This is a genomic window from Curtobacterium sp. MCBD17_008 (assembly GCF_003234475.1).
GTDB lineage: Bacteria > Actinomycetota > Actinomycetes > Actinomycetales > Microbacteriaceae > Curtobacterium.
On sequence record NZ_QKTK01000022.1, the window covers coordinates 25,176 to 45,555 of the forward strand.

Genomic DNA, 20,380 nt, shown 5'->3' on the forward strand with positions numbered 1-20,380 from the left:
GCATACCAGTCCGCTCTTCAGCGGACCTCAGCCGCGCAGCGGCGGCGTCTCCGGCACCCCGTGCCCGTCGGCGAACCCGGCCACCAGGTCACGCATGGCGTCCTCGGCACTGTGCCGGGCCTCCCAGCCGAGCACCTCACGCGCACGGTCTGTCCGCATGATCGGCACGCCGGCCGCGATGTCCACCCAGCCCGCGTCGGTCGGCTGCAGGCGCAGCCGCCAGCTCAGCGTCACGAACGCACGCACGAGCCGCAGGGGCACGCGGACCGCGCCGAGCATCCCGAGCACCCGGGCCATCCGCGGCGGAGTGAGCACGGGCGCGGCGGCGACGTTGAACGCGCCGCCGGCCGTCCGGTCGATCGCGCGCCAGAAGGCGTCGGCGAGGTCGTCGGCGTGCACGGCCTGGAACACGAAGGGGTACGGCAGGGGCAGCACGGCGAACCGCAGCAACCGGACGGCGCGCATCGGCACGAGGTGGCCGAGGAACAGCCCGCGGATCTCGGCCGCGGCGTCCCGCTGGAAGACGAGCCCCGGGCGCATCCGGGTGACGACCACGTCCGGGTGCTCGCGCTCGAACACGTCCATCGCGCGCTCGTTCTCGGCCTTGTGGACGGAGTACGTGGCGGTCGGGATGCCGTCGGCGGGCCAGCTCTCGTCCACCGGGGTGCGCTTGCCGGCCACGTCCACACCGCGGTACGCGCCGACCGACGAGGCGACGACGACCTGCGGCACGCCGGCCGCTGCGACGGCGGCGAGCACGTTCGCGGTCCCGGTGACGTCGGTGCGGTGCTGCGCCGGGATGTCGTGCGTCGGCTGCAGCGCCCAGGCGAGGTGCACCACGGCGTCCGCACCGCGGAAGACGGCGGCCAGCCGGTCCACGGCGTCGACCGCGCCGACGTCGACCGTGTGCCAGAGCGCGGCGTCGTAGGGCTCGGCCCGCAGGTCGGGCAGTCGCCGGGCGACCCCGACCAGGTCGGCGCCGGCGTCCCGGAACCGTCGGAGCAGCGCGCTCCCGACGTTCCCGGTCGCGCCGACGATGACGACCCTGGTCATGCCGCGGCCGAGGAGCCCGCGGGCAGCGCCGGGTCGAGGACGACCTTGATGCAGCCGTCCTCCTTCTTCTGGAAGACCTCGTACATGTGCGGAGCGTCCTCGAGCGAGACCTTGTGCGTCGTCAGGTCGAGCGTGCCGAGCGGGTCGGAGGGGTCCTCGACGAGCGGCATGAGGTCGTCGACCCAGCGGCGGACGTTGCACTGGCCTTCGCGGATGGTGATCTGCTTGTCGAACAGCGTCATCATCGGCATCGGGTCGGCCATGCCGCCGTAGACACCCGAGAGCGAGACGGTGCCGCCACGGCGGACCAGGTCGATCGCGGTGTGCACGGCGTCGAGGCGGTCGACACCCGCGGTCTCGATGGCCTTCTGCGCGAGCTTGTCGGGCAGCAGGCCGGCGGCCCGCTGGGCGAAGCCGGCGGCGGGGTTGCCGTGTGCCTCCATGCCGACGCCGTCGACGACGGCGTCCGGGCCGCGGCCGTCGGTCAGGTCCACGAGCTCGGCGACGAGGTCCTTCGACAGGTCGAAGGTCTCGATGCCGTACTTCGCGGCGAGGTCACGACGCACCTGCTCCGGCTCGACGGCGAGCACGCGGTAGCCCAGGTGCTTGCCGATGCGGGCGGCGAACTGACCGACCGGACCGAGACCGAGCACCGCGAGCGTGCCGCCCTCTGGGACGTCCGCGTACTGCACGGCCTGCCAGGCGGTCGGGATGATGTCGCTCATGAACAGCCACTGCTCGTCCGCGCCGGTGTGCGGCACCTTGATGGGGCCGTAGTCGGCGTGCGGCACGCGGAGGTACTCGGCCTGGCCTCCGGGGACCTGGCCGTACATCTTCGTGTAGCCGAACAGGGACGCGCCGCTGCCGTACTCGGTCACCTGCGTGGTCTCGCACTGCGACTGGAGCCCGCGCTCACACATGTAGCAGTGGCCGCAGGAGATGTTGAAGGGGATGACGACGCGGTCGCCGACCTTCAGGTTCGTGACGGCGGAACCGACCTCCTCGACGATGCCCATCGGCTCGTGGCCGAGGACGTCGCCCTTGTCGATGTACGGGCCGAGGACGCGGTACAGGTGCAGGTCGGAGCCGCAGATCGCCGTGGAGGTGATCCGGACGATCGCGTCGGTCGGCTCCTGGATGGTCGGGTCGGGAACGGTCTCGACGGACACCTTCTCGGTGCCCTGCCAGGTCAGTGCGCGCATGTGAGCGCTCCTCTCGTCGCGGCGGGGCCGGACGGGAGGCCCGGCACGCTCCGTCCATCGGTACGCGTCCGCCGCGTGGCGCCTCCCAGCGTGGGTCGGTCAGCGCACCGGACGGGCGGGTCAGACCTGCTGACCGGAGCGGACCTGGTCCGTCGACGGCACGGGTCCTGCCAGCCGTGTCCTGCGCGCCGTCAGGACGTCCTGCTCCTCACGGGCGGCACGCTCGTCGCGGCGACGCTCGGTGGCCACGACCGCGCCGAGCACGAGGGCGTACAGCACCGCGCCTGCGGCGAGCGCGGCAGCGGCCGAGGGCACCTGGTCGGCGGCGATGCCGGGGACCCCGTCGACGGCCATCAGGACCGCCTCGGCTCCGAGGACGGCGGTCGACAGGGCGAGCACGGCGACGCGGAGCCAGCGCGGGCTCCGGCGGATGCCCGCGGACACCCCGACCACCGCGGCGGTGAGGAGCAGCCCGACGAGCAGGAACCCGATCATCACGACGGAGTGCAGCCCCGGGTCCTGGGTGGACTCGGCTGCGGTGGGCCCGGTGTACAGCAGCCACGACGCACCGACGGCGAGGACCGCGGCGACGACCGGGAACGCGAGCGCCTTGGTCAGCGGGTTGCCCGTGAGTCGTCCGAGTCGCTGCAGCGGCACCGGTTCGAGCGTCCGGCGGGCGAGCGTCACGGGGGACCCGAGCACGAGCAGCACGGGCGCGACCATGCCGATGACGACGTGGCCGAGGACGTGCGTGGTGAGGTCGTGGTTCCCGGCGTGCCCGAGTGGTCCGACGAGCACCGCGGCCACGGCCACGAGCCCGGCGATCCAGGCGACCGTCCGGGGGATCGGCCACGCCGGCTGGCCGCGACGCCGCTGTCCGGCCGCGCCGACGACGTACACGGCGCCGGCCAGGGTGAGGGCGATGAGGGTGAAGGTCCCGAGCATGCCGCCGTGAGAGTGCACCAGAGGGCTCCTGTCGTCGTCGGTCCATCCTGTCGGAGACCGGTGCACCGTGTTCGGCGCGGTGCGCTCCTGCGACGGGTACCGGGCCGGTTCAGGCGCGGAGTCGGTCCCGGTCGGCGGCGGGGAGGTGCTCGGTCGCGGTCTCGAGCGCCGCGCGGCTCAGGGCGCGCCCGTGTCGGTCGAGGAACGCCACCAGGGCCTCCTCGGACGCCCGCTTGCCGGTCTCGCGGAGCACCCACCCCAGGGCGGACTGCACCACCTCGCCGCGCTCCCGGACGAGTCGCCCGGCCAGCCCGAGCGGGACCTCCGCGTCGCCCTGCTTGACGAACGCCAGGGTGGCCACGACCGCGGCCCGCCGGACGAGCGCCACGTCCGACTTCGCGAGCGCGTACAGCGGCCCGGTGGACCCGCCGAGCAATGGGACGCCGACGAGCTCCTCGGCGGCCAGGTCGACGAGCACCGGGTCGTCGATGCGTTCCGCCCGGAGCGCCGACAGGAACTCGTCGGTCAGGTCCGCGTCGGCGTGCTGCCGTGCGGCCTGGACGAGCATGACGACCGCGACGGTCCGCCCACCCGGGTCGTCGCTCCACAGCAGTGCCGACCGTTCCGCCGGGTCCAGGTCGGCGAAGCGCCGCGCGATCCGGCGCGCGGCGGCGACGTCACCCGGGGTGCGCGCGAACGCGGCGAGGACGTCCTCGGCGGTGGGATGTGGCATCCCCTCCACCCTACGACCGGGACCCGGCGGGATCGGGTCAGCGGAAGTGCAGCACCGTCAGCGGGTCCTTGAGCGTGCCGTTCACCCGGGTCTCGACGTGCACGTGCGGGCCCGTCGACTGCCCGGTGTTGCCCGACTTCGCGATCTCCTTGCCGACCGAGATCACCTGCCCCTGCGTGACCTCGATCTCGCTGAGGTGCGCCGTCAGCACGGTCGTCAGCCCGTAGGTGACGACGATGTAGTTGCCGTAGCTGGCGTGGTTGCGGACCACCGAGGTGACCGTGCCCCGCCCGGACGAGTACACCGGCGTGCCGACCGGCACGACCGCGTCGGTGCCCTGGTGGTAGCGCGGGACGTGGCCGGCACCGCGGTCGTCGCCGTAGCGGCCGGAGATGCGCGTCGTCTTCACCGGCCAGCGCAGACCCGTCACCGGACGCGACGACCAGATGCGGGTGTCCGCGGAGCCGTAGAGGACGACGTTCGAGTCGACCTGCACGAGCAACTGCGCCGGGCCCTTCCCGGAGGTCCGCGTCGACCAGAGTGCACGACGGCCGTCCGCCGAGTAGACGACGAGGTTGCCGTCGGGCTGCAGCGCCGTGTAGGCGCCCGGGTTGCCGAAGGTCTGCGAGGACCAGACCGCCGTGCCGCTGACGTACTGCACGAGGTTGCCGTCGGCCTGCATCGTGAGCGTGCGGGGCGAGGCGGCGCTCGCACGGAGGGTCGTGCCGGCCGCGAGGGTCCCGCCCGAGGTGATGCGGTTCTGGAAGGTCGCGATGCGCCAGAACATCCCGTTGCCGACCTTCCGCATGCGCAGTTCGCCGTCCGCCCGGACGCCGAAGTCCTTGGCGGCACCGCCACCCGATCCCCACTGCGCCACGACCCGACCGTTCCGGACCATCGTCAGGTACCCGTCCTTCTGGACGACGACGGTGGCCCCCGGCTGGTTGGCCGTGTTGGAGGCCCAGAGCACCGCATTGCCGATGCCGTACTCGACGAGGTTGCCGTCACCCTGCAGGACGAGCCGGAACTGCCCGTTCGTGGAGTTGACGGAGTCGCCGGGCTGCAGTGTGGTCCCGGCCTTGACGGCGCTCGTGTAGGTGGCGGCCTGCGCCGGCGCCGCCACCGCGACGAGTCCCGCGGCCGCGATCGCGACGGCGGTGACGGCCGCGGCGAAGCGTGCTCGTGCCCTGATCATGCGTGGTGTCCCTGCTCGTGGTGCGACCACCGCGGGCGCCGAGCGCCGGCGCGGTGCGTGTCCTGATGTGGCACGTCCCTGTACGCGCCGACGGTCAAGGTTCGCAGCCGGAACCGGTTGCGGGTATCCCCAGGACCGGGGGCGTGCGCGACAGCTGTCGGTGTGCTCGCCCACTCCGGGACAGGATGGGTCGCATGCTCCCCCAGCCGAACCCCGCCTTCGTCCGACCGTCGGCCGACCGGACGCGACCCGACCTGCAGGGCACGTTCGGCATGACGGCGTCGACGCACTGGATCGCCACGGCCACCGCCCAGTCCGTCCTGGAGCGCGGCGGGAACGCGTTCGACGCCGCCGTCGCCGGGGCCTTCGTCCTGCACGTGGTCGAGCCGCACCTGAACGGCCCGGGCGGTGACCTGACCGCCGTGTTCGCCACGGCGGCCGATCCCGCGCCCGTGGTCCTCGTCGGCCAGGGACCCGCCCCGGCAGCGGCCACCCCCGAGCACTTCCGCGCCGAGGGACTCGACCTCGTGCCGGGCGCCGGCGCGCTCGCCGCGGCCGTCCCCGGCGCGGTGGACGCCTGGCTCCTGCTGCTGCGGGACCACGGCACGTGGGAACTCGCCGACGTGCTGGCCCCGGCGATCGGGTACGCCCGCGACGGCCACCCGGTCAGCGCGGGCGTGGTCCGGACGATCGGCGCGGTCGCCGACCTGTTCCGCGACCACTGGCCGACCTCCGCCGAGCGGTGGCTGCCGGGAGGCGCGCCTCCCGTCACCGGGGACGTCGTGCGCAACGAGCCGCTCGCCGCGGTGTTCGACCGCCTCGTCGACGCGGGGGCCGGCGCGGGCGACGAGGCGGACGGTGGACGGGCCTCCCGGATCGACGCCGCCCGACGGGAGTGGGCCGAGGGGTTCGTCGCGACCACGATCGACGCGTTCGTCCGGCAGCCGCACCGGCACTCGTCCGGCACCGACCACGCCGGCGTCATCCGCGCCGGTGACCTCGCCGCGTTCCGGGCGACCACCGAGCCGGCGACGACGGTGACGTTCCGCGGCCACATGATCGCGAAGACCGGGCCGTGGGGGCAGGGTCCGGCGCTCCTGCAGACCCTGCGGATGCTCGAGCCCCTCGACGACGAGCGCCTGGACCCGTCCACCGAGCTCGGTGCCCACACGATCGTGGAGGCGCTGAAGCTCGCCCTCGCCGACCGCGACGCGTACTACGGGGACGGCACGGTCCCGCTCGACGTCCTGCTCGCCGACGCCGCCGTGGCCGAGCGTCGGGCGCTCATCGGGGACACCGCATCGGACGCGTTCCGTCCCGGCTCCGTGCCGGGCGTCGAGCCGGTCCTGCCGCCGCTCCGGACCTCGTACGACGTGACCGGTGCGGCCGGGGTCGGTGAGCCCACCGTGCCCGGCGCCCGGCGCGGCCCGGTGGACGAGCGTGCCGAGGTCCCGGTGGAGGACCGGGGCGAACCGTTCGTCGCGCCCGACGGCGACACCCGCGGGGACACGTGCCACATCGACGTCGTCGACCGCTGGGGCAACATCGTCAGCGCGACGCCCTCCGGCGGCTGGCTGCAGTCGTCGCCGACCATCCCGGAGCTCGGGTTCTGCCTCGGCACGCGGCTGCAGATGACGTGGCTCGAGGAGGGCACCGCGTCGACCCTGCGCCCCGGCGAGCGGCCCCGCACGACGCTCACGCCGACGCTCGTCCTCCGCGACGGTGTCCCCGTCGCCGCCCTCGGTTCGCCCGGTGGCGACCAGCAGGACCAGTGGCAGCTACTGTTCCTGTTGCGCTGGATCGTCGGTGGGTACACGCCGCAGCAGGCGATCGACGCGCCCGCCCTGCACACGACGTCGTTCCCCGGCTCGTTCTGGCCGCGGACGTGGGACCCTGCCGGCCTGGTGGTCGAGGACCGGCTCGGCGACGACGTGGTCGCCGGTCTGGAGGCGCGTGGGCACGTCGTCACGCGCGCCGGCGACTGGAGTCTGGGTCGGCTGTGCTGCGTCACCCGGGACCCGTCGACCGGGGTCCTCGGTGCGGCCGCGAACCCCCGCGGGGCGCAGGGGTACGCGGCCGGGCGCTGACGTCAGAGCGTCGGGACGACCACCGCGCGCCCGGACAGCTCGCCGGCCTCCAGCTTGCGGTACGCCTCGAGCGCGTCGGCGAGGGCGTACCGCTCGACGTCCGGCTCGATCTGCCCCGCGCGGTACATCGCGACGACGTCGTGCAGGTCCTCGATGGTGCCCCAGTAGGTGTTCGTGATCGTCGACTCGTACGGCGTCGAGAAGAAGTCCCACTCGGTGGTGCCGCCGGCGATGCCGACCACGGTGAAGCGCCCGCCGACGGCCATCGACGCCTGCGCGGTCTTGATGGTCGGGGTCGCGCCGACGAAGTCGAACGCCGCGTCGACGCCCTTCCCGCCGGTGATCTCACGGATCCGCGCGACCTGGTCGGGACCGCCGGGGACGGTGATCGCGCCGCGCTCGGCAGCGCGCGCCATGGCGTCCTCCTTCATGTCCGTCGCGATGACGGTCGCGCCGGTCAGCGCGGTGAGGATCTGGACGGCGATCTGCCCGAGGCCGCCCAGGCCCACGACGAGCGCGTACTTCCCGCCGCCGGCCAGGTTCGGCAGGGAGTTCTTGATCGCGTGGTACGGCGTGAGGGCCGCGTCGCTCAGGGGTGCGGCAGCGACGGGGTCGGCGTCCCCGAGCGGCACGAGGTTGCGGGCGGGGACGGTCACGTACTCCGCCATGCCGCCGTCGCGCCCCAGGCCGATGGCCATGTACGGGTTCGTGGCGGCGTTCTCGCAGTAGGTGTCCTGCCCCTTCGAGCAGTACCGGCAGTGCCCGCAGCCGACCGGCCCGTAGACCAGGTACGCGTCGCCCTCCGCGAAGCCGGTGACGCCCTCCCCGACGGACTCGACCCAGCCGGAGTTCTCGTGCCCGAGGACGAACCCGGGCCGCTGTGCGCCGGGCTGCCCCTCCTGGAACTCGCGGTAGACGGCGACGTCGGAGTGGCATGCACCGGCACCGGCGACCTTGAGGAGCACCTCCCCCGGCCCGGGCGTGGGCTTCTCGACCTCGGTGAGGGAGGGGAACGTCTGGTACTGCTCGAACACGACTGCACGCATGCCGCAAAGCTACACCTGTCGTCCATCTCGGCGGAGTGGCACCGGGGACCATGGGACGAGCAGCGGTGACATCCTGCGTCCCGCCTGTGCATCGGTTGCGAGAACGGTCGTTCTCCGCTTGACTCGCCCATGAGGGTCGCATCCGGCCCGCACCCCGACGAAAGGAGCGGCCATGCCCACGCGCACCGCACGCACTGCTTGGAACGGCGGCCTGAACGACGGCTCCGGCCAGGTCGAACTCTCCAGCTCGAAGGTCGGCACGTACGACGTGTCCTTCCCGAAGCGCGCCGCTGACGAGGCCGGCGGCACCACCAGCCCCGAGGAGCTCATCGCCGCAGCGCACTCGTCCTGCTACGCGATGCAGTTCTCGGCGATCCTCGGCGAGGCCGGCGGCACCGTCGAGTCCCTCGACGTCAAGGCCGACGTCTCGCTCGGCCCGGACTCGGCCGGCGGCTTCAAGCTCACCGGGATCGTCCTCACCGTCTCCGGCGAGGTCTCCGGCATCGACGAGGCGGCCTTCCTGAAGGCGGCCGACGAGGCGAAGGCGACCTGCCCGGTCAGCAAGGCCCTCACCGGCGTCGACATCGAGCTGCACGCGACGTTCGAGCAGTAAGCGCCGAGCACGCGCCTGACGGGAGGCCCGCCCACCGCTCGGTGGGTGGGCCTCCCGTCCGTCTCCCCACCGACGGGAGGCACAATGGTCCGACGGCCGAACCGCTCCTGCCCGGCCCGCGGCCGGGCCGTCCACCCCGACCGTGATCGAAGGCGCGGAGCGTCGCCCAGCACGACATGCGGGACATCCGCGCACGGCTCCGCGGCACCATCTACGAGCACGTCGTGCCGGACACCAGGTCGCTGCGGGAGCAGTACTCCGCCCGCCAGATCGTCGACTTCTGTCTCGACCTGGCCGAGGTGATGCTCGCGTCCGGTGCCGACACCCGGAGCGTCGAGACGGCGGTGATCGCGGTCGCGACGAAGTGGAACCTCGCGCCGCTCGACCTCGACTTCTCCGGCAGCGCGGTGACGATCCAGTACTCCCCCGTGGAGGGTCCGCCGCTCGTCAAGGTGCGCAGCACCCGGTCCGACGGCGCGGACCTGGCTCGGCTGGCGTGGGCGAACCAGATCGTCGACGACGTCATCCACGACGACCGCGACATGACCAGCGCCGTGAGCGCCCTCGTCGCGGTGCTCCGGATGCCGCCACGGTGGCCGACGTGGCTCGCTGACGTCGGGCTCTCGGTGCTCGGCACCTCGATCGCGATGCAGGCCGGTGGTGGCTGGCGGGCGGGTGTCGGGGCCTTCGTCCTCATGCTCGGGATCATCGTGTCGGGGCGGTGGCTGACCGGACGGGGCTACCCGCAGTTCTTCGTCTCCGGTGCCCAGGGTGCCGTCGCCTCGGTGATCGGCACGCTCGCGATCTGGGCGGACGTGCTCACCCCGACCGGCGCCGCGACGATGGTGGCCGCCCTCGTGGTGCTCCTGCTCCCGCACGTGCAACTCGTCACGTGGGCGCAGGACGCGATCTCCGGGTTCCGGGCGATGGCGGTGGCCCGGGCCTTCACGATCGGGATGCTCATCGCGGCGATCGTCGTCGGGGTGCCGGCCGGCATCGCGATGACGCACTGGCTGCGGCTCGAGGTCGACCCGTCCGGCATCGTCACGCAGGCCCTGCCGCTGTGGGCGTCCCTGTCCCTGACCGTGGTCTCGGCCGGGGCGAACTGCTTCGTGCAGCAGGCGAGCGCCCGCGTGATCCCGGTCGCGGTGGTGCTCTCCGTGGCGGCGGGGGCGGCGCTCTGGCAGCTCAAGGCGTTCGGGCTCCCGCTGCTCGGGGCGACGTTCCTGGCGTCGGTGCTGCTCGGCGTGCTCTCGACGTACGCCGCGGTGCGGATGCGGACGGCCGTCGCGGCGATCGCAGTGCCGGCCTTCTGCGGCGCGCTCCTGCCCGGTGTCGCGGTGTCGAACGCCCTGCTCAACGTGATGAGCGGGTCGTCGAGCTCGGTGCTCGACTTCGGGTCGGCGGTGACCGTGGCGCTCGCCATCGGCGCGGGGCTCGTGCTCGGCGGGCTCTTCGCGACGCCGGGGGCCCGTCGCGCCCTGCGTCGCGGCCGCCGCATCCATGTGCACTCGGTGCACAGCGACACCACCGCGCTGCCGGTCATCCGCGACTCCGGCTACGACCCCGGGAACGGGTCCGTCCCGCGATGGTGACGCGTCCGACGCCCGCGCTGCTCGCCGTTCGCACTGAGCGACACCGCACGGGGTCGACCCCGCGTGCGCTGTCGCTCAGCGCGGATGCTGCCCCTGCGGGCCCGGCGGTGGCGCGCTAGTTCGCGTCCGAGACGGCCTTGGACACGTCCGTGGGGCCGTCGTACTGACCGTCCGGGATCGCACGGAGCGCCTCGAGCACGTCGTCGGGGGCGCTCTCCTTCTCGGCGGTCGACACGACGTCGTCCTTCGAGGCGGGGTAGTCGATGCCGCTCAGGTACTTCTGGATCTGGATGGGGTTCGGTGCTGCCACGATCGGTTCCTTCCGTTGGACCTCCCGGCGTACCCGGAACTCCCTCGGCACTGACCCAGCGGATGCGGGCAGCGGCCAGCCGGCGCCGTGTCAGCGCCGGACGTCGGCGACGAGCGTCAGGCCGACCAGTTCTCGTCGTCCGACCAGGACACGTCGGACCAGGTCGACAGCCGACGCTGCGCCTGCGCCTCGTACCGCTCCATCCAGCCGCGCTCGAGCCGCGCCACCGCGCGGTCGAAGGCCGCGACGAGGTCGAGCTCACTGCGCAGGAGCGCCTGCAGCTGCAGCCCCTCGTACAGGGCGATGAGCTGCTCAGCACCGCGGCGGGGGTCCATCGTGTGCGGCGCACGGCCGAGGGCGATGTCGTGCTCCAGGCCGCGCTTCACCTGCGCGAAGAACAGCTGGTAACGCGAGCGGAGGTAGCTCGACATCGGGTGCTCCGGGTTGCCGGCCACGCTGAGCAGGGCGACGAGCAACCGCATGAGCGCGGGGTCCTCGGCGTTCGAGGCGACGATGGCGCGCAGGAGTTCGACGGTGCTGCCGTCACCGACCTCGCGCGTCACCTCGTCCATCCGCGCGCCGTTCCACCGGTCGAGTGCAGCCAGGACGAGGCCGTCCCACGACGGGAAGTGCTGGTGCAGCTCGGACGTGCTGATGTCGAGCCGCTCGGCGACGTGCTCGGGTCGCGCCTCGTGGAAGGGGACGTCACGGAGCAGGTCGACGGTCGCACCGACGATCCTGATCCGCAGGTGCAGGGTCGCCGCGGCCGCAGCTGCGGCCATCGTGTCGGCGCTGGTGTCCTCGAGCATCGTGCCCTCCGTGTCCGGGACGAGCACGGTCAGGTCGTGGCCGAGGCGTCCGGGGGTGCGGACGTCCTGTCCGCACCTCGATCCTCCCGTAGATCGCGGGCGACGAGCATCCCCGGTACGGGGGTCGGCAAGATGGGGGACAACGGAGTACGGCGAGCGGCGGTGTCCGGCACGGGCGTGTCCCGTCCGGATGTGTGACGATGCCGCCATGTCCCCGAACGACTCCACCGCCCACGGACTCGCGACGATGGCCTCCGCGGGCTTCGAGTTCGGCAGCACGCCCGAGCAGGTGGCGCACGACGTCCGCACGATGTGGGAGCACCTCGGCCGTCCCGACGGTGCCTTCGAGGCCGCGGCCGCCGCGATCGCCGTCCTGCCGCAACGCCCCGAGGTGCCCGTGGCACTGCAGGCCCGGCGCCGCGAGTTCGAGGAGGCCGTCGGCATCAACCCCGTCGAGGTCGAGCTCGCGGCGGCCCTCGCCGCCCGGGAACTCCTCGAGACGATGGCGCGGACCTGCGGGACACACTGATCGTCGGGTGCCCGGACGACGGGAGGCCCGCGGCTGCAGAGCCGATGGGCCCCCACCGGCCGGTACCGGATCGACGCGCCAGCGGCGAGCCGGCCGTGCCCGGTGGGGAGCCTCCCGTCGTGTCGGCGTCACCGCCGAGCAGTGACTACGGCGTCGGCATGCCGCCGTCGACGTGCAGCGTCTCGCCCACCACGTAGGACGACTCGCCGCTGGCGAGGAACACGAACGCCGGCGCGAGCTCGGCGGGCTGACCCCAGCGGCCGAGGTAGGTCTGCTCACCCGCGGACGGCAGCGCGTCGGACGGCTGGCCACCGGCCGGCTGCAGCGGGGTCCAGATCGGGCCCGGTGCGACGGCGTTCACGCGGATGCCCTTCGGCGCGAGCTGCGCGGCGAGGCCCTTCGCGAGGTTGTTGACGGTCGCCTTGGTGGCGGCGTAGTGCACCAGGTGCGGCGACGGCGCGTAGGCCTGGATCGACGTCGTGTTGATGATCGTCGAGCCCGGCTTGAGGTGCGGCACGGCGGCCTTCGTGATGCGGAAGGTGGCGTACGCGTTCGTCTTGAACGTCTCGTCGAACTCCTCGTCGGAGATCTTCGTGATGTCGTCGACGTTCTGCTGCTTGCCGGCGTTGTTCACGAGGATGTCGAGACCGCCGAGCTGCTCGACGGCGGACGCGACGAGCTGCTCGCAGAACGCCAGGTCCGTGATGTCGCCCGGCAGCGCGACGGCCTTGCGTCCGGCTGCCTCGATGAGGGCGACGATGCGGTCGGCGTCCTCCTGCTCCTCGGGGAGGTAGCCGATGGCGACGTCGGCACCCTCACGGGCGTAGGCGATGGCGACGGCGGCACCGATGCCCGAGTCGCCGCCGGTGATGAGCGCCTTGCGGCCCTCGAGTCGACCCGAGCCACGGTAGGTGTCCTCGCCGTGGTCGGCGGGCACGTTCTCCGCCATCTCGGCGTCGGTGCCGGCACCCTCGAGGTACTGCTCGTCCGGCTTCTTGTCGGCGTAGAGCTTCGTCGGGTCCTGCATGGTGTACTGGTCGATCCGCTGGTCCGTCATGCGCCAGACGGTACGCACCCGCGCACCCGCCCCCGCTCAGGAGGCTGTCCCCCGCCGCGCAGTCCGGATCACGTCCGGGCCGGGCCGGCTGTGGCTCAGAGCGGGCGGTAGACCGTGATCGGCGGCGCGTCGTCGCCCTGGTCCTCCGCGTCGCCCGTGCGCGCCCAGGTCCGGCCGTCGTGGTCGAGCGTGTCGGGCAGGTCACCGTGCACGATCATCCGCACGGGCGGCGCGTCGCCGTCGACGAGGTCGACGCCGTGCGCCGCGTTGTCACCCGTGCTGTCCACCACGTACTCCGCCATGTCGACGACGCTACGCGACGGTCCCCGGCCGCGTCCGGGACCCGGCGGGACCGCACGCCCGGAATGTCACGGTCCGGTGACGGTGCGGCTCCGTTTCGGTAACACCCGTCGTCCACCAGGGCGCTGGCGGCTACCGTCGAGCGGGTGACTCCCAGGACCGTGACGGCGATCGGCGCCGTGGTGCTCGCCCTCGTGGCGGGTGGCGCCTCCGTGGACCGTCTGCCCGGTCACGACGCGGGCCGAGCGGCGGCGGCGGAGGCCACCCCGACCGCGACGTCCACTCCGGTTCCCAGCTGGCGTCCCGTGTCCGGCGCCGCGCTCCGCACCGTCGACTCGGTCGAACTCGCCGCCGAGTCGATCGTCCTGCGCGCCGACGACCGCACGGTCTCGGTCGTCTCGATGCGTGACGCGAAGCACACGGTCGGCGTCCTGAACCGGCTGCTCGGCACGCCGGCGCGCACGCAGACCGCGGTCGGCGACGCCGGTCGGTGCGTCCCGGCGAGCACGACCTCGACCTGGGGCGGAGCCCTCCGGGTCGCCGCGCTGCGCGAGCCCGCAGCGGCCGGCAACCGCGTCGAGATCCGGGTCCTGCGCGACCACGTCCGCTCCCGGCTCGGCACCTCCGTCGAACTCTCCGGTCCGCACGGCGTGCAGGTCGGCGACGACGTCCGTTCCCGCATCGAGGGCGCCGCGGCGGACGAGCGCGAGTCGCTGGGCTCTGAGGACGCCGAGGCCTGGCAGCTGCTACTCGCTCCGGGGTGGCCGTCGGAGCGCAAGGGCGCCGGCGAGAACGGCGTGTCCGTCCTGACGCAGGAGTCCACCGTGACCGTCATCGGGTCGCCGATGCCGGTCCGCGCGACGCGGGGCTGCTGACCGCCCGACGTCGCCGCCCCGCTCAGATGCGGATCGTCGCCACGACCGGGAAGTGGTCGCTCGCGAACCAGCTCTCGGGGCCGTCGTGGTCGATCACGACGCGGTCGACACCGGCCACCCCGCGGGTGAGCACCCAGTCGATGCGCTCCCCGCTCGGCACCGGCGGCTGCCACTCGTTGTAGGACGCCGTCCGGTCCTCGGGGTCACCGGCGACGATCCACGCGTCGGTGTACCCGGCCTCGGCGAAGACCCGCGACGCCGGACCGGACCCGGACGGCTCGTTGCAGTCGCCGGCGAACACGACCGGTCCGTCGACGACCGACAGCCGCTGGACGATCAGCGCGGCGCTGCGCCCGCGGACCTCGTCCCCGTGCGGGCCCGGTTCGTGGTCCAGGTGCGTGGTCAGCAGCGTGAAGGCCGGGCCTTCCGCATCGAGGAACTCCACGTGGTTCGCGATGCGCGGGTACTTGCTGCCCCACGTGTTCGAGACCGGCTCGTCCGGGGTGTCGGACAGCCAGAACGACCCCGACGCGGCGGGACGGAAGCGGTCGCGTCGGTAGAACACGGCGGCGTGCTCGCCCGCGGTGCCGCCCTCGCGACCCTGACCGATGTCGGCGTGGTCGGGCAGCCCGGCGCGGAGGTCGTCCATCTGGTGGTCGAACGCCTCCTGCACGCACACCAGGTCCGGGTCGTGCCGGCGGATGAGGTCGAGGACGACCGGGCGGCGAGCGGGCCAGTCGTGCGCCGGGTCCGGGTTCTTGATGTTGTAGGTCATGAGGGTGATCGGGCGCGCGGTGCTGGTCACCCGTCGAACCTACCCGGAGGCACCGGGGCGCCGCCGCCCGTCGTGCGTCGGTGGGCCACCCTCAGTTGATGCAGACGCCTTCCTGGCCGAACTCGTGCACCGCGGTGGACGAGGGGCTGGGTTCCGCGGGCTCGGCCGGCTTCGACGCCTCGGCCTCCTCCGACGGCTGGGACGGCTGGGCCTCCTCCGACGGCTGCGCCGCAGCGGGAGCGGAGGGCATCGCGCCGTCCGTGCCGAGGACCAGGGTGACCCCCTGCACCGCAGTGCTCTGGACCGGGACCGCGCCGGGGACCACGGACGCGACGGCCTTGGCCTGGGCCTCCTGGCCGGCCGGGTACTGGACCATCGTCGTGGCCGTCGTCGCCGAGGAGCCGGGCGTCCCGACCTGGAACCCGCGTCCGGTGAGCACGCCGCTCGCGGTGGCGGCGGCGCCGGTGACACCGCTTCCGTTGGTGACGGTGACGGACACGGACGCCGGGTCAGCGGCCTTCGCGTCGGCGTACGCGGGCGGCTCCCCGACGAGGCCCTGGACGAAGGCGGGCATGCCGGCGGTGTCGACCTCGACCACGGAGAGCGCGTACCCGTTCGGGTAGACCGTCGGGGTGCCGAGGATGGGGATGGTCGCGGACTTGATGTTCGACGGGCGGAGGTTGCTCATCTGCCGCGCGAGCGCGAGCAGGTCGAGGCCCTGGTCGGTCTCCACCGAGTCACCGATCGCGTCGATGATCTTCGTGGTCTTCACCGGGTTGAGGAGCGTGCCGGCCGACAGGATCTTGCGCGCCTCCTGCGACAGGAAGTACTGCTGCCGGACCTGGCGGTCGAGGTCGCCTCCCGGCAGGCCGTGCCGCTGGCGGACGAAGGACAGCGCCTGCTTGGCGTCCAGCTGCGAGACCCCGGCAGGCAGGTCGACGCCGGAGAAGGCGTCCTTGGCGGGCTGGTTGAGGCAGACGTTGACCGGGCCGAGCTGCTTGACGATCTCGTAGAAGCCGAGCAGCGACACCCGCACGTAGTGGTCGATCGTCAGCCCGCTGAGGTCCTGGATCGTGGCGATGAGCTTCCTCGCACCACCGGAGTCGCCGCCGCCGTCGCGGGTGCCGTACTCGAAGGCGCTGTTGAGCTTGCCCTTGCCGACGTCCGGGATGTCGACGTACGAGTCACGCGGGAACGAGATCATCGTCGCGCTGCGGCCGTCGGCGGCGATGTGCAGGACGATCATCGTGTCGGTGTTGGTCGCGCCGCCGTCCGACTCGGTGCTGAGCTCGGCGAGCTGCTCGGGGGTGGCGTTGTCCGGTCGGTGGTCGTCACCGACGAGCAGGATGTTCATCGCCCTGCCGTCGACGTCGTCCTCCGCCGGTGGCGCACTGCCGATCGCGTCGACCTTCGTGACGCTGCTCGCGAGCCGGTTGTACGCGTAGGCCGCGTACCCACCGCTCAGCAGCACGGCCATGGTGAGGACGCCTGCCACCGCGGGGAGCACGGCTCCCCAGTGGCGCTTCCGGCGCCCGTGGCGGGGCGGCACGGCGCGGTCGGCACGGCGGGGCCTGGTCTCCTCGGGTGCGTTCGTCACGGGGAGAACCATAACGGTGGGGCTCGCGGATGACATGGGTTCCGGCTGGACGAGCTGTACAGACCCCTCCGGGAGGCCCCGCTCACGGCCCTGCGGCGGGCGCGGTCCGCACATGGTCGCCCAGTACGGTCGCAGGGTGTTCCTGTCCGTCCTCGCCGTGTGCTGCGCCCTGGTCGCCGTGCTCCTGGTCGGAAACGGCGTCCGCGCACTCCGCCGCGGTGCCCGCAGCCTGACCAGGCTCCTCGCACTCGTCGCCGGGACCGTGCTGCTCGCGCTCGACGCCCTCGTCGTCGTGCTCGCGCGGGTCGACACCCCGACCAGCTCGGCGGTCCTCGTGCTCGTCCTGGCGGTCGCCGGGTACGTCGCCGTCGCCTTCCTCGTGTTCCTCGGCGCCGCGCTCGCGTACGGGCACGTGCGGGTGTCCGAGCAGGCCGAGGCGCTCGTCGTGCTCGGGTGCGGGCTCGTGCACGGGCAGGTGTCGCCGATGCTGCGGTCCCGGCTCGACCGCGCGGTCGAGGTGTTCCGGCGGTCGGACGCCGCCGGCCGCACCCCGGTCGTGGTGGCGTCCGGCGGGCAGGGCGCGGACGAGGACCGGACCGAGGCCGACGCCATGGCCGAGTACCTGGTCGGGCACGGTGTCCCCGCGGACCTCGTCCTCCGCGAGCCGCGCTCCCGGAACACCCGCGAGAACCTCCGGTTCTCCTCCGCGGTCCTCCGGGACGCCGGAGTGGACGGGCGGACGCTCGTCGTCACGAACGACTACCACGTGATGCGCACCGCGATCACGGCCCGGCGCACCGGTCTCGACGCCCGCGTGCTCGGGGCCCCGACGGCACGGCAGGCGGTCCCGAGCGCGTTCCTGCGGGAGTTCGCCGCCGTGCTCGTCATGCACCGCTGGTGGCACCTCGCGGCGGTGGTGGCGATCGTCGCACTCTGGTCGCTCGGGCTCGCAACGGGGGTCCTGCCCCGCTGAGTGCCGGCCGCTTCAGTTCCTGCTGGGCAGCAGGTGAGCGGCCTCCATGGCGAGCTCCGCGGCGATCGGGTCGTTCGCCGCGACGGCGTCGCGGAGTTCCCGCACGCGGGGCGTGACCGCCTCGGGCGGCACGACCTCGGCGAGCTCGGGGACCCGCAACCGGAAGGCGAGTCCGTCGGTGGTGGCACGGCACAGCTGGGCGAGGGACGCGTTCCCGCAGGCCTCCGCCCACATCGCGTAGAGGTCCGCGCCGTCGTGGGCGACCTCGGCCTGCTGGCCCTCGCCGAGGCGCTCGAGCACGTCGTCGAGCGTCCGGACCACCCGGCGGCGCTCGGCGTCGGTGAAGCGCGGGACCGCGAGCCGGACGACGCCGCCGTAGATCACACCGAGCGTCTGGTAGGCGTCGAGCAGCTCGGCCGCGCTGGGTGCGGCCACCTTGGTGTAACGGTTGGGGGCCATCTCGACGAGACCGGCGCGGGCGAGTTCGGCCAGAGCCTCTCGGATGGGAGTGCGGGAGACGCCGAGCCAGGCGATGAGGTCGTCGTCGTTCAGCCGCTCGCCCGGCTCGAGCGTGCCGTCCATGATGGCGTCCCGGATCTTGTCCTGCACGGTGTCCCGGAGGAGCTTGCGCTCGGCAGCGGGCTGGGTCGAGGGCACTGGCATGCGCTCAGCGTGTCACATGTCACGGGATCGGCGCGAGAGGCGCGACGGCAGCGCGCCGGAGGAAGCGGACCGCCCGACCGTAGACTCGCGGCATGGACGACGAGCCCTCCCGGTGGCCGATCGGGCGACTGCTGGCGGCCGCCGCACGAGCCGTCGAACGGGAGTGGGACGAACGACTCCGGGCGATCGGCCTGCCCCACGCGGCACTCATCGCACTCGACATCGCCCTCCGGAACGGCCCGACCGGCGCGGACGTCATCGCGAGGACCGCGCGCGTGCAGCCGCAGACCATGTCGCGCACCCTCGAGCGGCTCGAACGGGACGGCCTCGTCATCCGCGAACCCCATCCCGAGGACGGGCGTCGCCGGGTGGTGACGGTCACCGAGCGCGGGCGGGAGATGTGGGAGACCGCACGGCACATCGAGCGCGACGTCCTGCCGGACGACCCGGAGCTGCGCCGTCGTCTCGGCGCGATCCTCGCAGGGACGCGGCCGACCCCGCCCTGATGCTGGCACTTGTGTCTGACGTCTGAAATGTGACACCCTGGATGGGTCGGCACCAGGGCCGACCTGGCCCCGGGGGGTTTCGTGACCGGTCGCCGTGCCGCAGCGCGCTCCGCCCGACGCCGCCCGCTGCTCGTCGTACTGCTGGCGACCGTCGGGTCCCTCACGGCGGTCGCCACGGTGCTCGCCGTCGTCGCCAGCGTGTTCATCGGAGGCCTGGCCGAGCGGTACGACGCGGGTCGTACCGTGCTCGACGACCCCTTCCCGAGCGGAGGACGGCCGCACGACGACGGGAACGCACTGGACGTCCTGCTCATCGGGTCGGACGCACGGGAGCGGCTCGACCCGCAGCACGACGGCGTGGGCGGTGGCCGTTCCGACACCCTGATGCTCGCGCACGTCTCGGCCGACCGCAGACACGTCTCCCTGATGTCGATCCTCCGCGATTCCTGGGTCGAGGTGCCCGGACACGGCAGGGCGAAGATCAACGCCGCCTACTCGTGGGGCGGTGTCCCACTGACCGTGCAGACCGTCGAACAGCTCCTCGGGGTCCGGATCGACCACGTCGCCGAGATCGACTTCGCCGGGTTCGTCGGGATGACCGACGCCCTCGGCGGCGTGACGGTGCAGTCCCCCGCGACCTTCGACGCCCGCGGACACCACTTCGTCCGGGGACCGAACGAGCTCGACGGCGCCGCGGCGCTCACGTTCGTGCGGGAGCGCTACGCCTTCCCGGACGCCGACCACACCCGGGTCCGCAACCAGCAGGCGTTCATGCGCGCGCTCCTCGAGCGGGTCCTGTCGGCGGACACCCTGACCGACCCCGGGGCCGTGCAGCAGTTCGTGAGCTCGACGAGCGCGTACCTCTCCGTCGACCCCGGCCTCACCTTCCCCACGCTGGTCGACCTCGGCTGGTCCCTCCGCCGGATCCGGCCGTACGACCTCGAGACGTTCACGCTCCCGACCGCCGGAGGTGGCACCAGCCCGGACGGCCAGAGCTACGTCGAGGTCGACCGTGCCGAACTGACCAGCCTCACCATCGCCCTGCGGTCCGACGACGTCGAGGGGTGGCTCGCGGGGCACGCGGCAGGGCGGACCGCGGCCACCGGCTGAGGCGACACGGCCGTCCGGGGACTCCGGGCCGGGGACGACGAAGCGCCCCACGACCGAGGTCGTGGGGCGCTTCCGATCGGCTGCGTGACGCTGGACGTCAGGCCGGGAGCTGCAGGGTCTGCCCCGCGTAGATGAGGTTGGCGTCGTCGATGGTCGACGTGTTCGCCGCCCACAGCTGCTTCCAACCACCGTCGATGCCGAGCTTCGTCGCGATGGTGTCGAGCGTGTCGCCGGACACCACCTTGACGGTCTTGCCGCTCGTGGGCACCGCGGCCGGCTTGCTCGAGGTCGCCGACGGAGCCGGCGTGCTCGGGGCGGCCTTCGGAGCCGGGGCCGGTGCGGGAGCCGCCGGCTGGGCCGGGGCCGCCTGCTGCGCGGGGGCCGCCGGGGCGGCGGCCCCCGCGCAG

At 73.2% G+C, this 20,380-nt stretch carries 22 protein-coding genes; 8 read left to right on the forward strand and 14 right to left on the reverse strand.

The genetic code is table 11. The features are described from left to right. Window positions 1-27 precede the first annotated feature (27 nt). The 5 genes from DEI95_RS15565 to DEI95_RS15585 form a co-directional block, all read right to left on the reverse strand. A complete protein-coding gene (locus DEI95_RS15565; RefSeq protein ID WP_111060806.1) occupies window positions 28-1,053 on the reverse strand; it encodes an NAD-dependent epimerase/dehydratase family protein in 1,026 nt (341 codons plus the stop codon). Then, entirely contained in the window at window positions 1,050-2,255 is a 1,206-nt protein-coding gene (locus DEI95_RS15570) for a zinc-dependent alcohol dehydrogenase (RefSeq protein ID WP_110891148.1), read from the reverse strand. Before DEI95_RS15570 ends, DEI95_RS15565 begins: the two co-directional genes overlap by 4 nt. Window positions 2,256-2,375: 120 nt before the next feature. Continuing rightward, the gene (locus tag DEI95_RS15575) at window positions 2,376-3,218 is read right to left on the reverse strand and encodes a cytochrome c oxidase assembly protein (RefSeq protein WP_146243695.1); all 843 of its coding nucleotides are present in this window, start codon (window positions 3,216-3,218) and stop codon (window positions 2,376-2,378) included. Between the two features lie 91 nt (window positions 3,219-3,309). Beyond that, the gene (locus DEI95_RS15580) at window positions 3,310-3,933 is read right to left on the reverse strand and encodes a DNA alkylation repair protein (RefSeq protein ID WP_111060808.1); all 624 of its coding nucleotides are present in this window, start codon (window positions 3,931-3,933) and stop codon (window positions 3,310-3,312) included. A 37-nt stretch (window positions 3,934-3,970) separates the two neighbouring features. Beyond that, entirely contained in the window at window positions 3,971-5,128 is a 1,158-nt protein-coding gene (locus DEI95_RS15585) for a peptidoglycan DD-metalloendopeptidase family protein (protein ID WP_111060809.1), read from the reverse strand. A gap of 194 nt (window positions 5,129-5,322) precedes the next feature. Between DEI95_RS15585 and DEI95_RS15590 the strand changes: the two genes are divergently transcribed. Continuing rightward, window positions 5,323-7,215, forward strand: coding sequence for a gamma-glutamyltransferase family protein (locus tag DEI95_RS15590; RefSeq protein ID WP_111060810.1), 1,893 nt, complete (start codon window positions 5,323-5,325; stop codon window positions 7,213-7,215). 2 nt (window positions 7,216-7,217) lie between these two features. Here DEI95_RS15590 and DEI95_RS15595 read toward each other — a convergent pair whose 3' ends face one another. Further along, window positions 7,218-8,261 (reverse strand): NAD(P)-dependent alcohol dehydrogenase, encoded by a 1,044-nt coding sequence (locus DEI95_RS15595; RefSeq protein WP_110901632.1) that lies wholly within the window; start codon window positions 8,259-8,261, stop codon window positions 7,218-7,220. Between the two features lie 172 nt (window positions 8,262-8,433). On the opposite strand from DEI95_RS15595, the gene DEI95_RS15600 reads away from it, so the two are divergent. After that, entirely contained in the window at window positions 8,434-8,874 is a 441-nt protein-coding gene (locus DEI95_RS15600; protein WP_110825588.1) for an OsmC family peroxiredoxin, read from the forward strand. A 176-nt stretch (window positions 8,875-9,050) separates the two neighbouring features. Then, window positions 9,051-10,469 carry a threonine/serine exporter ThrE family protein gene (locus DEI95_RS15605; RefSeq protein ID WP_111060811.1) on the forward strand — a complete coding sequence of 473 codons (1,419 nt, stop codon included), beginning with the start codon at window positions 9,051-9,053 and terminating at the stop codon, window positions 10,467-10,469. A 115-nt stretch (window positions 10,470-10,584) separates the two neighbouring features. Here DEI95_RS15605 and DEI95_RS15610 read toward each other — a convergent pair whose 3' ends face one another. Further along, window positions 10,585-10,779, reverse strand: coding sequence for a DUF2795 domain-containing protein (locus tag DEI95_RS15610; protein WP_110825591.1), 195 nt, complete (start codon window positions 10,777-10,779; stop codon window positions 10,585-10,587). Between the two features lie 116 nt (window positions 10,780-10,895). Beyond that, window positions 10,896-11,615: a TetR/AcrR family transcriptional regulator gene (locus DEI95_RS15615; RefSeq protein ID WP_110825592.1), complete on the reverse strand. Its 720-nt coding sequence runs from the start codon at window positions 11,613-11,615 to the stop codon at window positions 10,896-10,898. Window positions 11,616-11,796: 181 nt separating this feature from the next. Here DEI95_RS15615 and DEI95_RS15620 point away from each other — a divergent pair, with 181 nt between their 5' ends. Continuing rightward, the gene (locus tag DEI95_RS15620) at window positions 11,797-12,117 is read left to right on the forward strand and encodes a hypothetical protein (protein ID WP_110825593.1); all 321 of its coding nucleotides are present in this window, start codon (window positions 11,797-11,799) and stop codon (window positions 12,115-12,117) included. Between the two features lie 145 nt (window positions 12,118-12,262). Here DEI95_RS15620 and DEI95_RS15625 read toward each other — a convergent pair whose 3' ends face one another. Both DEI95_RS15625 and DEI95_RS15630 read right to left on the reverse strand, forming a co-directional pair. Next, complete coding sequence (locus DEI95_RS15625) at window positions 12,263-13,174, reverse strand: SDR family oxidoreductase (RefSeq protein WP_110825594.1); 912 nt, start codon at window positions 13,172-13,174, stop codon at window positions 12,263-12,265. Between the two features lie 95 nt (window positions 13,175-13,269). Beyond that, window positions 13,270-13,476 carry a hypothetical protein gene (locus DEI95_RS15630; RefSeq protein ID WP_110891225.1) on the reverse strand — a complete coding sequence of 69 codons (207 nt, stop codon included), beginning with the start codon at window positions 13,474-13,476 and terminating at the stop codon, window positions 13,270-13,272. 144 nt (window positions 13,477-13,620) lie between these two features. Between DEI95_RS15630 and DEI95_RS15635 the strand changes: the two genes are divergently transcribed. After that, window positions 13,621-14,349: a hypothetical protein gene (locus tag DEI95_RS15635; protein ID WP_146243696.1), complete on the forward strand. Its 729-nt coding sequence runs from the start codon at window positions 13,621-13,623 to the stop codon at window positions 14,347-14,349. A gap of 22 nt (window positions 14,350-14,371) precedes the next feature. Here the strand turns inward: DEI95_RS15635 and DEI95_RS15640 are convergent, their stop codons facing one another. Both DEI95_RS15640 and DEI95_RS15645 read right to left on the reverse strand, forming a co-directional pair. Beyond that, window positions 14,372-15,154 (reverse strand): endonuclease/exonuclease/phosphatase family protein, encoded by a 783-nt coding sequence (locus tag DEI95_RS15640; protein ID WP_110901635.1) that lies wholly within the window; start codon window positions 15,152-15,154, stop codon window positions 14,372-14,374. 61 nt (window positions 15,155-15,215) lie between these two features. Continuing rightward, on the reverse strand, window positions 15,216-16,721 hold the full coding sequence (locus DEI95_RS15645) for an LCP family protein (RefSeq protein ID WP_258367626.1): 1,506 nt from the start codon (window positions 16,719-16,721) through the stop codon (window positions 15,216-15,218). Window positions 16,722-16,857: 136 nt separating this feature from the next. Here DEI95_RS15645 and DEI95_RS15650 point away from each other — a divergent pair, with 136 nt between their 5' ends. Next, window positions 16,858-17,694: a YdcF family protein gene (locus DEI95_RS15650; protein ID WP_181436403.1), complete on the forward strand. Its 837-nt coding sequence runs from the start codon at window positions 16,858-16,860 to the stop codon at window positions 17,692-17,694. Between the two features lie 12 nt (window positions 17,695-17,706). On the opposite strand, the gene DEI95_RS15655 is transcribed toward DEI95_RS15650, so the two are convergent. Next, window positions 17,707-18,357, reverse strand: a complete 651-nt coding sequence (locus tag DEI95_RS15655) for a GntR family transcriptional regulator (protein ID WP_111060814.1) — start codon at window positions 18,355-18,357, stop codon at window positions 17,707-17,709. Between the two features lie 92 nt (window positions 18,358-18,449). Here DEI95_RS15655 and DEI95_RS15660 point away from each other — a divergent pair, with 92 nt between their 5' ends. Together DEI95_RS15660 and DEI95_RS15665 are read left to right on the forward strand one after the other, a co-directional pair. Next, window positions 18,450-18,863 carry a MarR family winged helix-turn-helix transcriptional regulator gene (locus DEI95_RS15660; protein WP_111060815.1) on the forward strand — a complete coding sequence of 138 codons (414 nt, stop codon included), beginning with the start codon at window positions 18,450-18,452 and terminating at the stop codon, window positions 18,861-18,863. 81 nt (window positions 18,864-18,944) lie between these two features. Continuing rightward, a complete protein-coding gene (locus DEI95_RS15665; protein WP_111060816.1) occupies window positions 18,945-19,973 on the forward strand; it encodes an LCP family protein in 1,029 nt (342 codons plus the stop codon). Between the two features lie 97 nt (window positions 19,974-20,070). Here DEI95_RS15665 and DEI95_RS15670 read toward each other — a convergent pair. Beyond that, window positions 20,071-20,380 (reverse strand): LysM peptidoglycan-binding domain-containing protein (locus tag DEI95_RS15670; RefSeq protein WP_146243697.1); only part of this gene is annotated, 310 nt, incomplete at its 5' end.

What these genes read in the sequence shown, in the direction of transcription:
- DEI95_RS15660 (WP_111060815.1), top strand. Translation starts at nt 18,450, where the DNA reads ATGGACGACGAGCCCTCCCGGTGGCCGATCGGGCGACTGCTGGCGGCC.
- DEI95_RS15590 (WP_111060810.1), top strand. Translation starts at nt 5,323, where the DNA reads ATGCTCCCCCAGCCGAACCCCGCCTTCGTCCGACCGTCGGCCGACCGG.
- DEI95_RS15580 (WP_111060808.1), bottom strand. Translation starts at nt 3,933, where the DNA reads ATGCCACATCCCACCGCCGAGGACGTCCTCGCCGCGTTCGCGCGCACC.
- DEI95_RS15630 (WP_110891225.1), bottom strand. Translation starts at nt 13,476, where the DNA reads ATGGCGGAGTACGTGGTGGACAGCACGGGTGACAACGCGGCGCACGGC.
- DEI95_RS15585 (WP_111060809.1), bottom strand. Translation starts at nt 5,128, where the DNA reads ATGATCAGGGCACGAGCACGCTTCGCCGCGGCCGTCACCGCCGTCGCG.
- DEI95_RS15620 (WP_110825593.1), top strand. Translation starts at nt 11,797, where the DNA reads ATGTCCCCGAACGACTCCACCGCCCACGGACTCGCGACGATGGCCTCC.
- DEI95_RS15600 (WP_110825588.1), top strand. Translation starts at nt 8,434, where the DNA reads ATGCCCACGCGCACCGCACGCACTGCTTGGAACGGCGGCCTGAACGAC.
- DEI95_RS15655 (WP_111060814.1), bottom strand. Translation starts at nt 18,357, where the DNA reads ATGCCAGTGCCCTCGACCCAGCCCGCTGCCGAGCGCAAGCTCCTCCGG.
- DEI95_RS15595 (WP_110901632.1), bottom strand. Translation starts at nt 8,261, where the DNA reads ATGCGTGCAGTCGTGTTCGAGCAGTACCAGACGTTCCCCTCCCTCACC.
- DEI95_RS15565 (WP_111060806.1), bottom strand. Translation starts at nt 1,053, where the DNA reads ATGACCAGGGTCGTCATCGTCGGCGCGACCGGGAACGTCGGGAGCGCG.
- DEI95_RS15605 (WP_111060811.1), top strand. Translation starts at nt 9,051, where the DNA reads ATGCGGGACATCCGCGCACGGCTCCGCGGCACCATCTACGAGCACGTC.
- DEI95_RS15625 (WP_110825594.1), bottom strand. Translation starts at nt 13,174, where the DNA reads ATGACGGACCAGCGGATCGACCAGTACACCATGCAGGACCCGACGAAG.
- DEI95_RS15570 (WP_110891148.1), bottom strand. Translation starts at nt 2,255, where the DNA reads ATGCGCGCACTGACCTGGCAGGGCACCGAGAAGGTGTCCGTCGAGACC.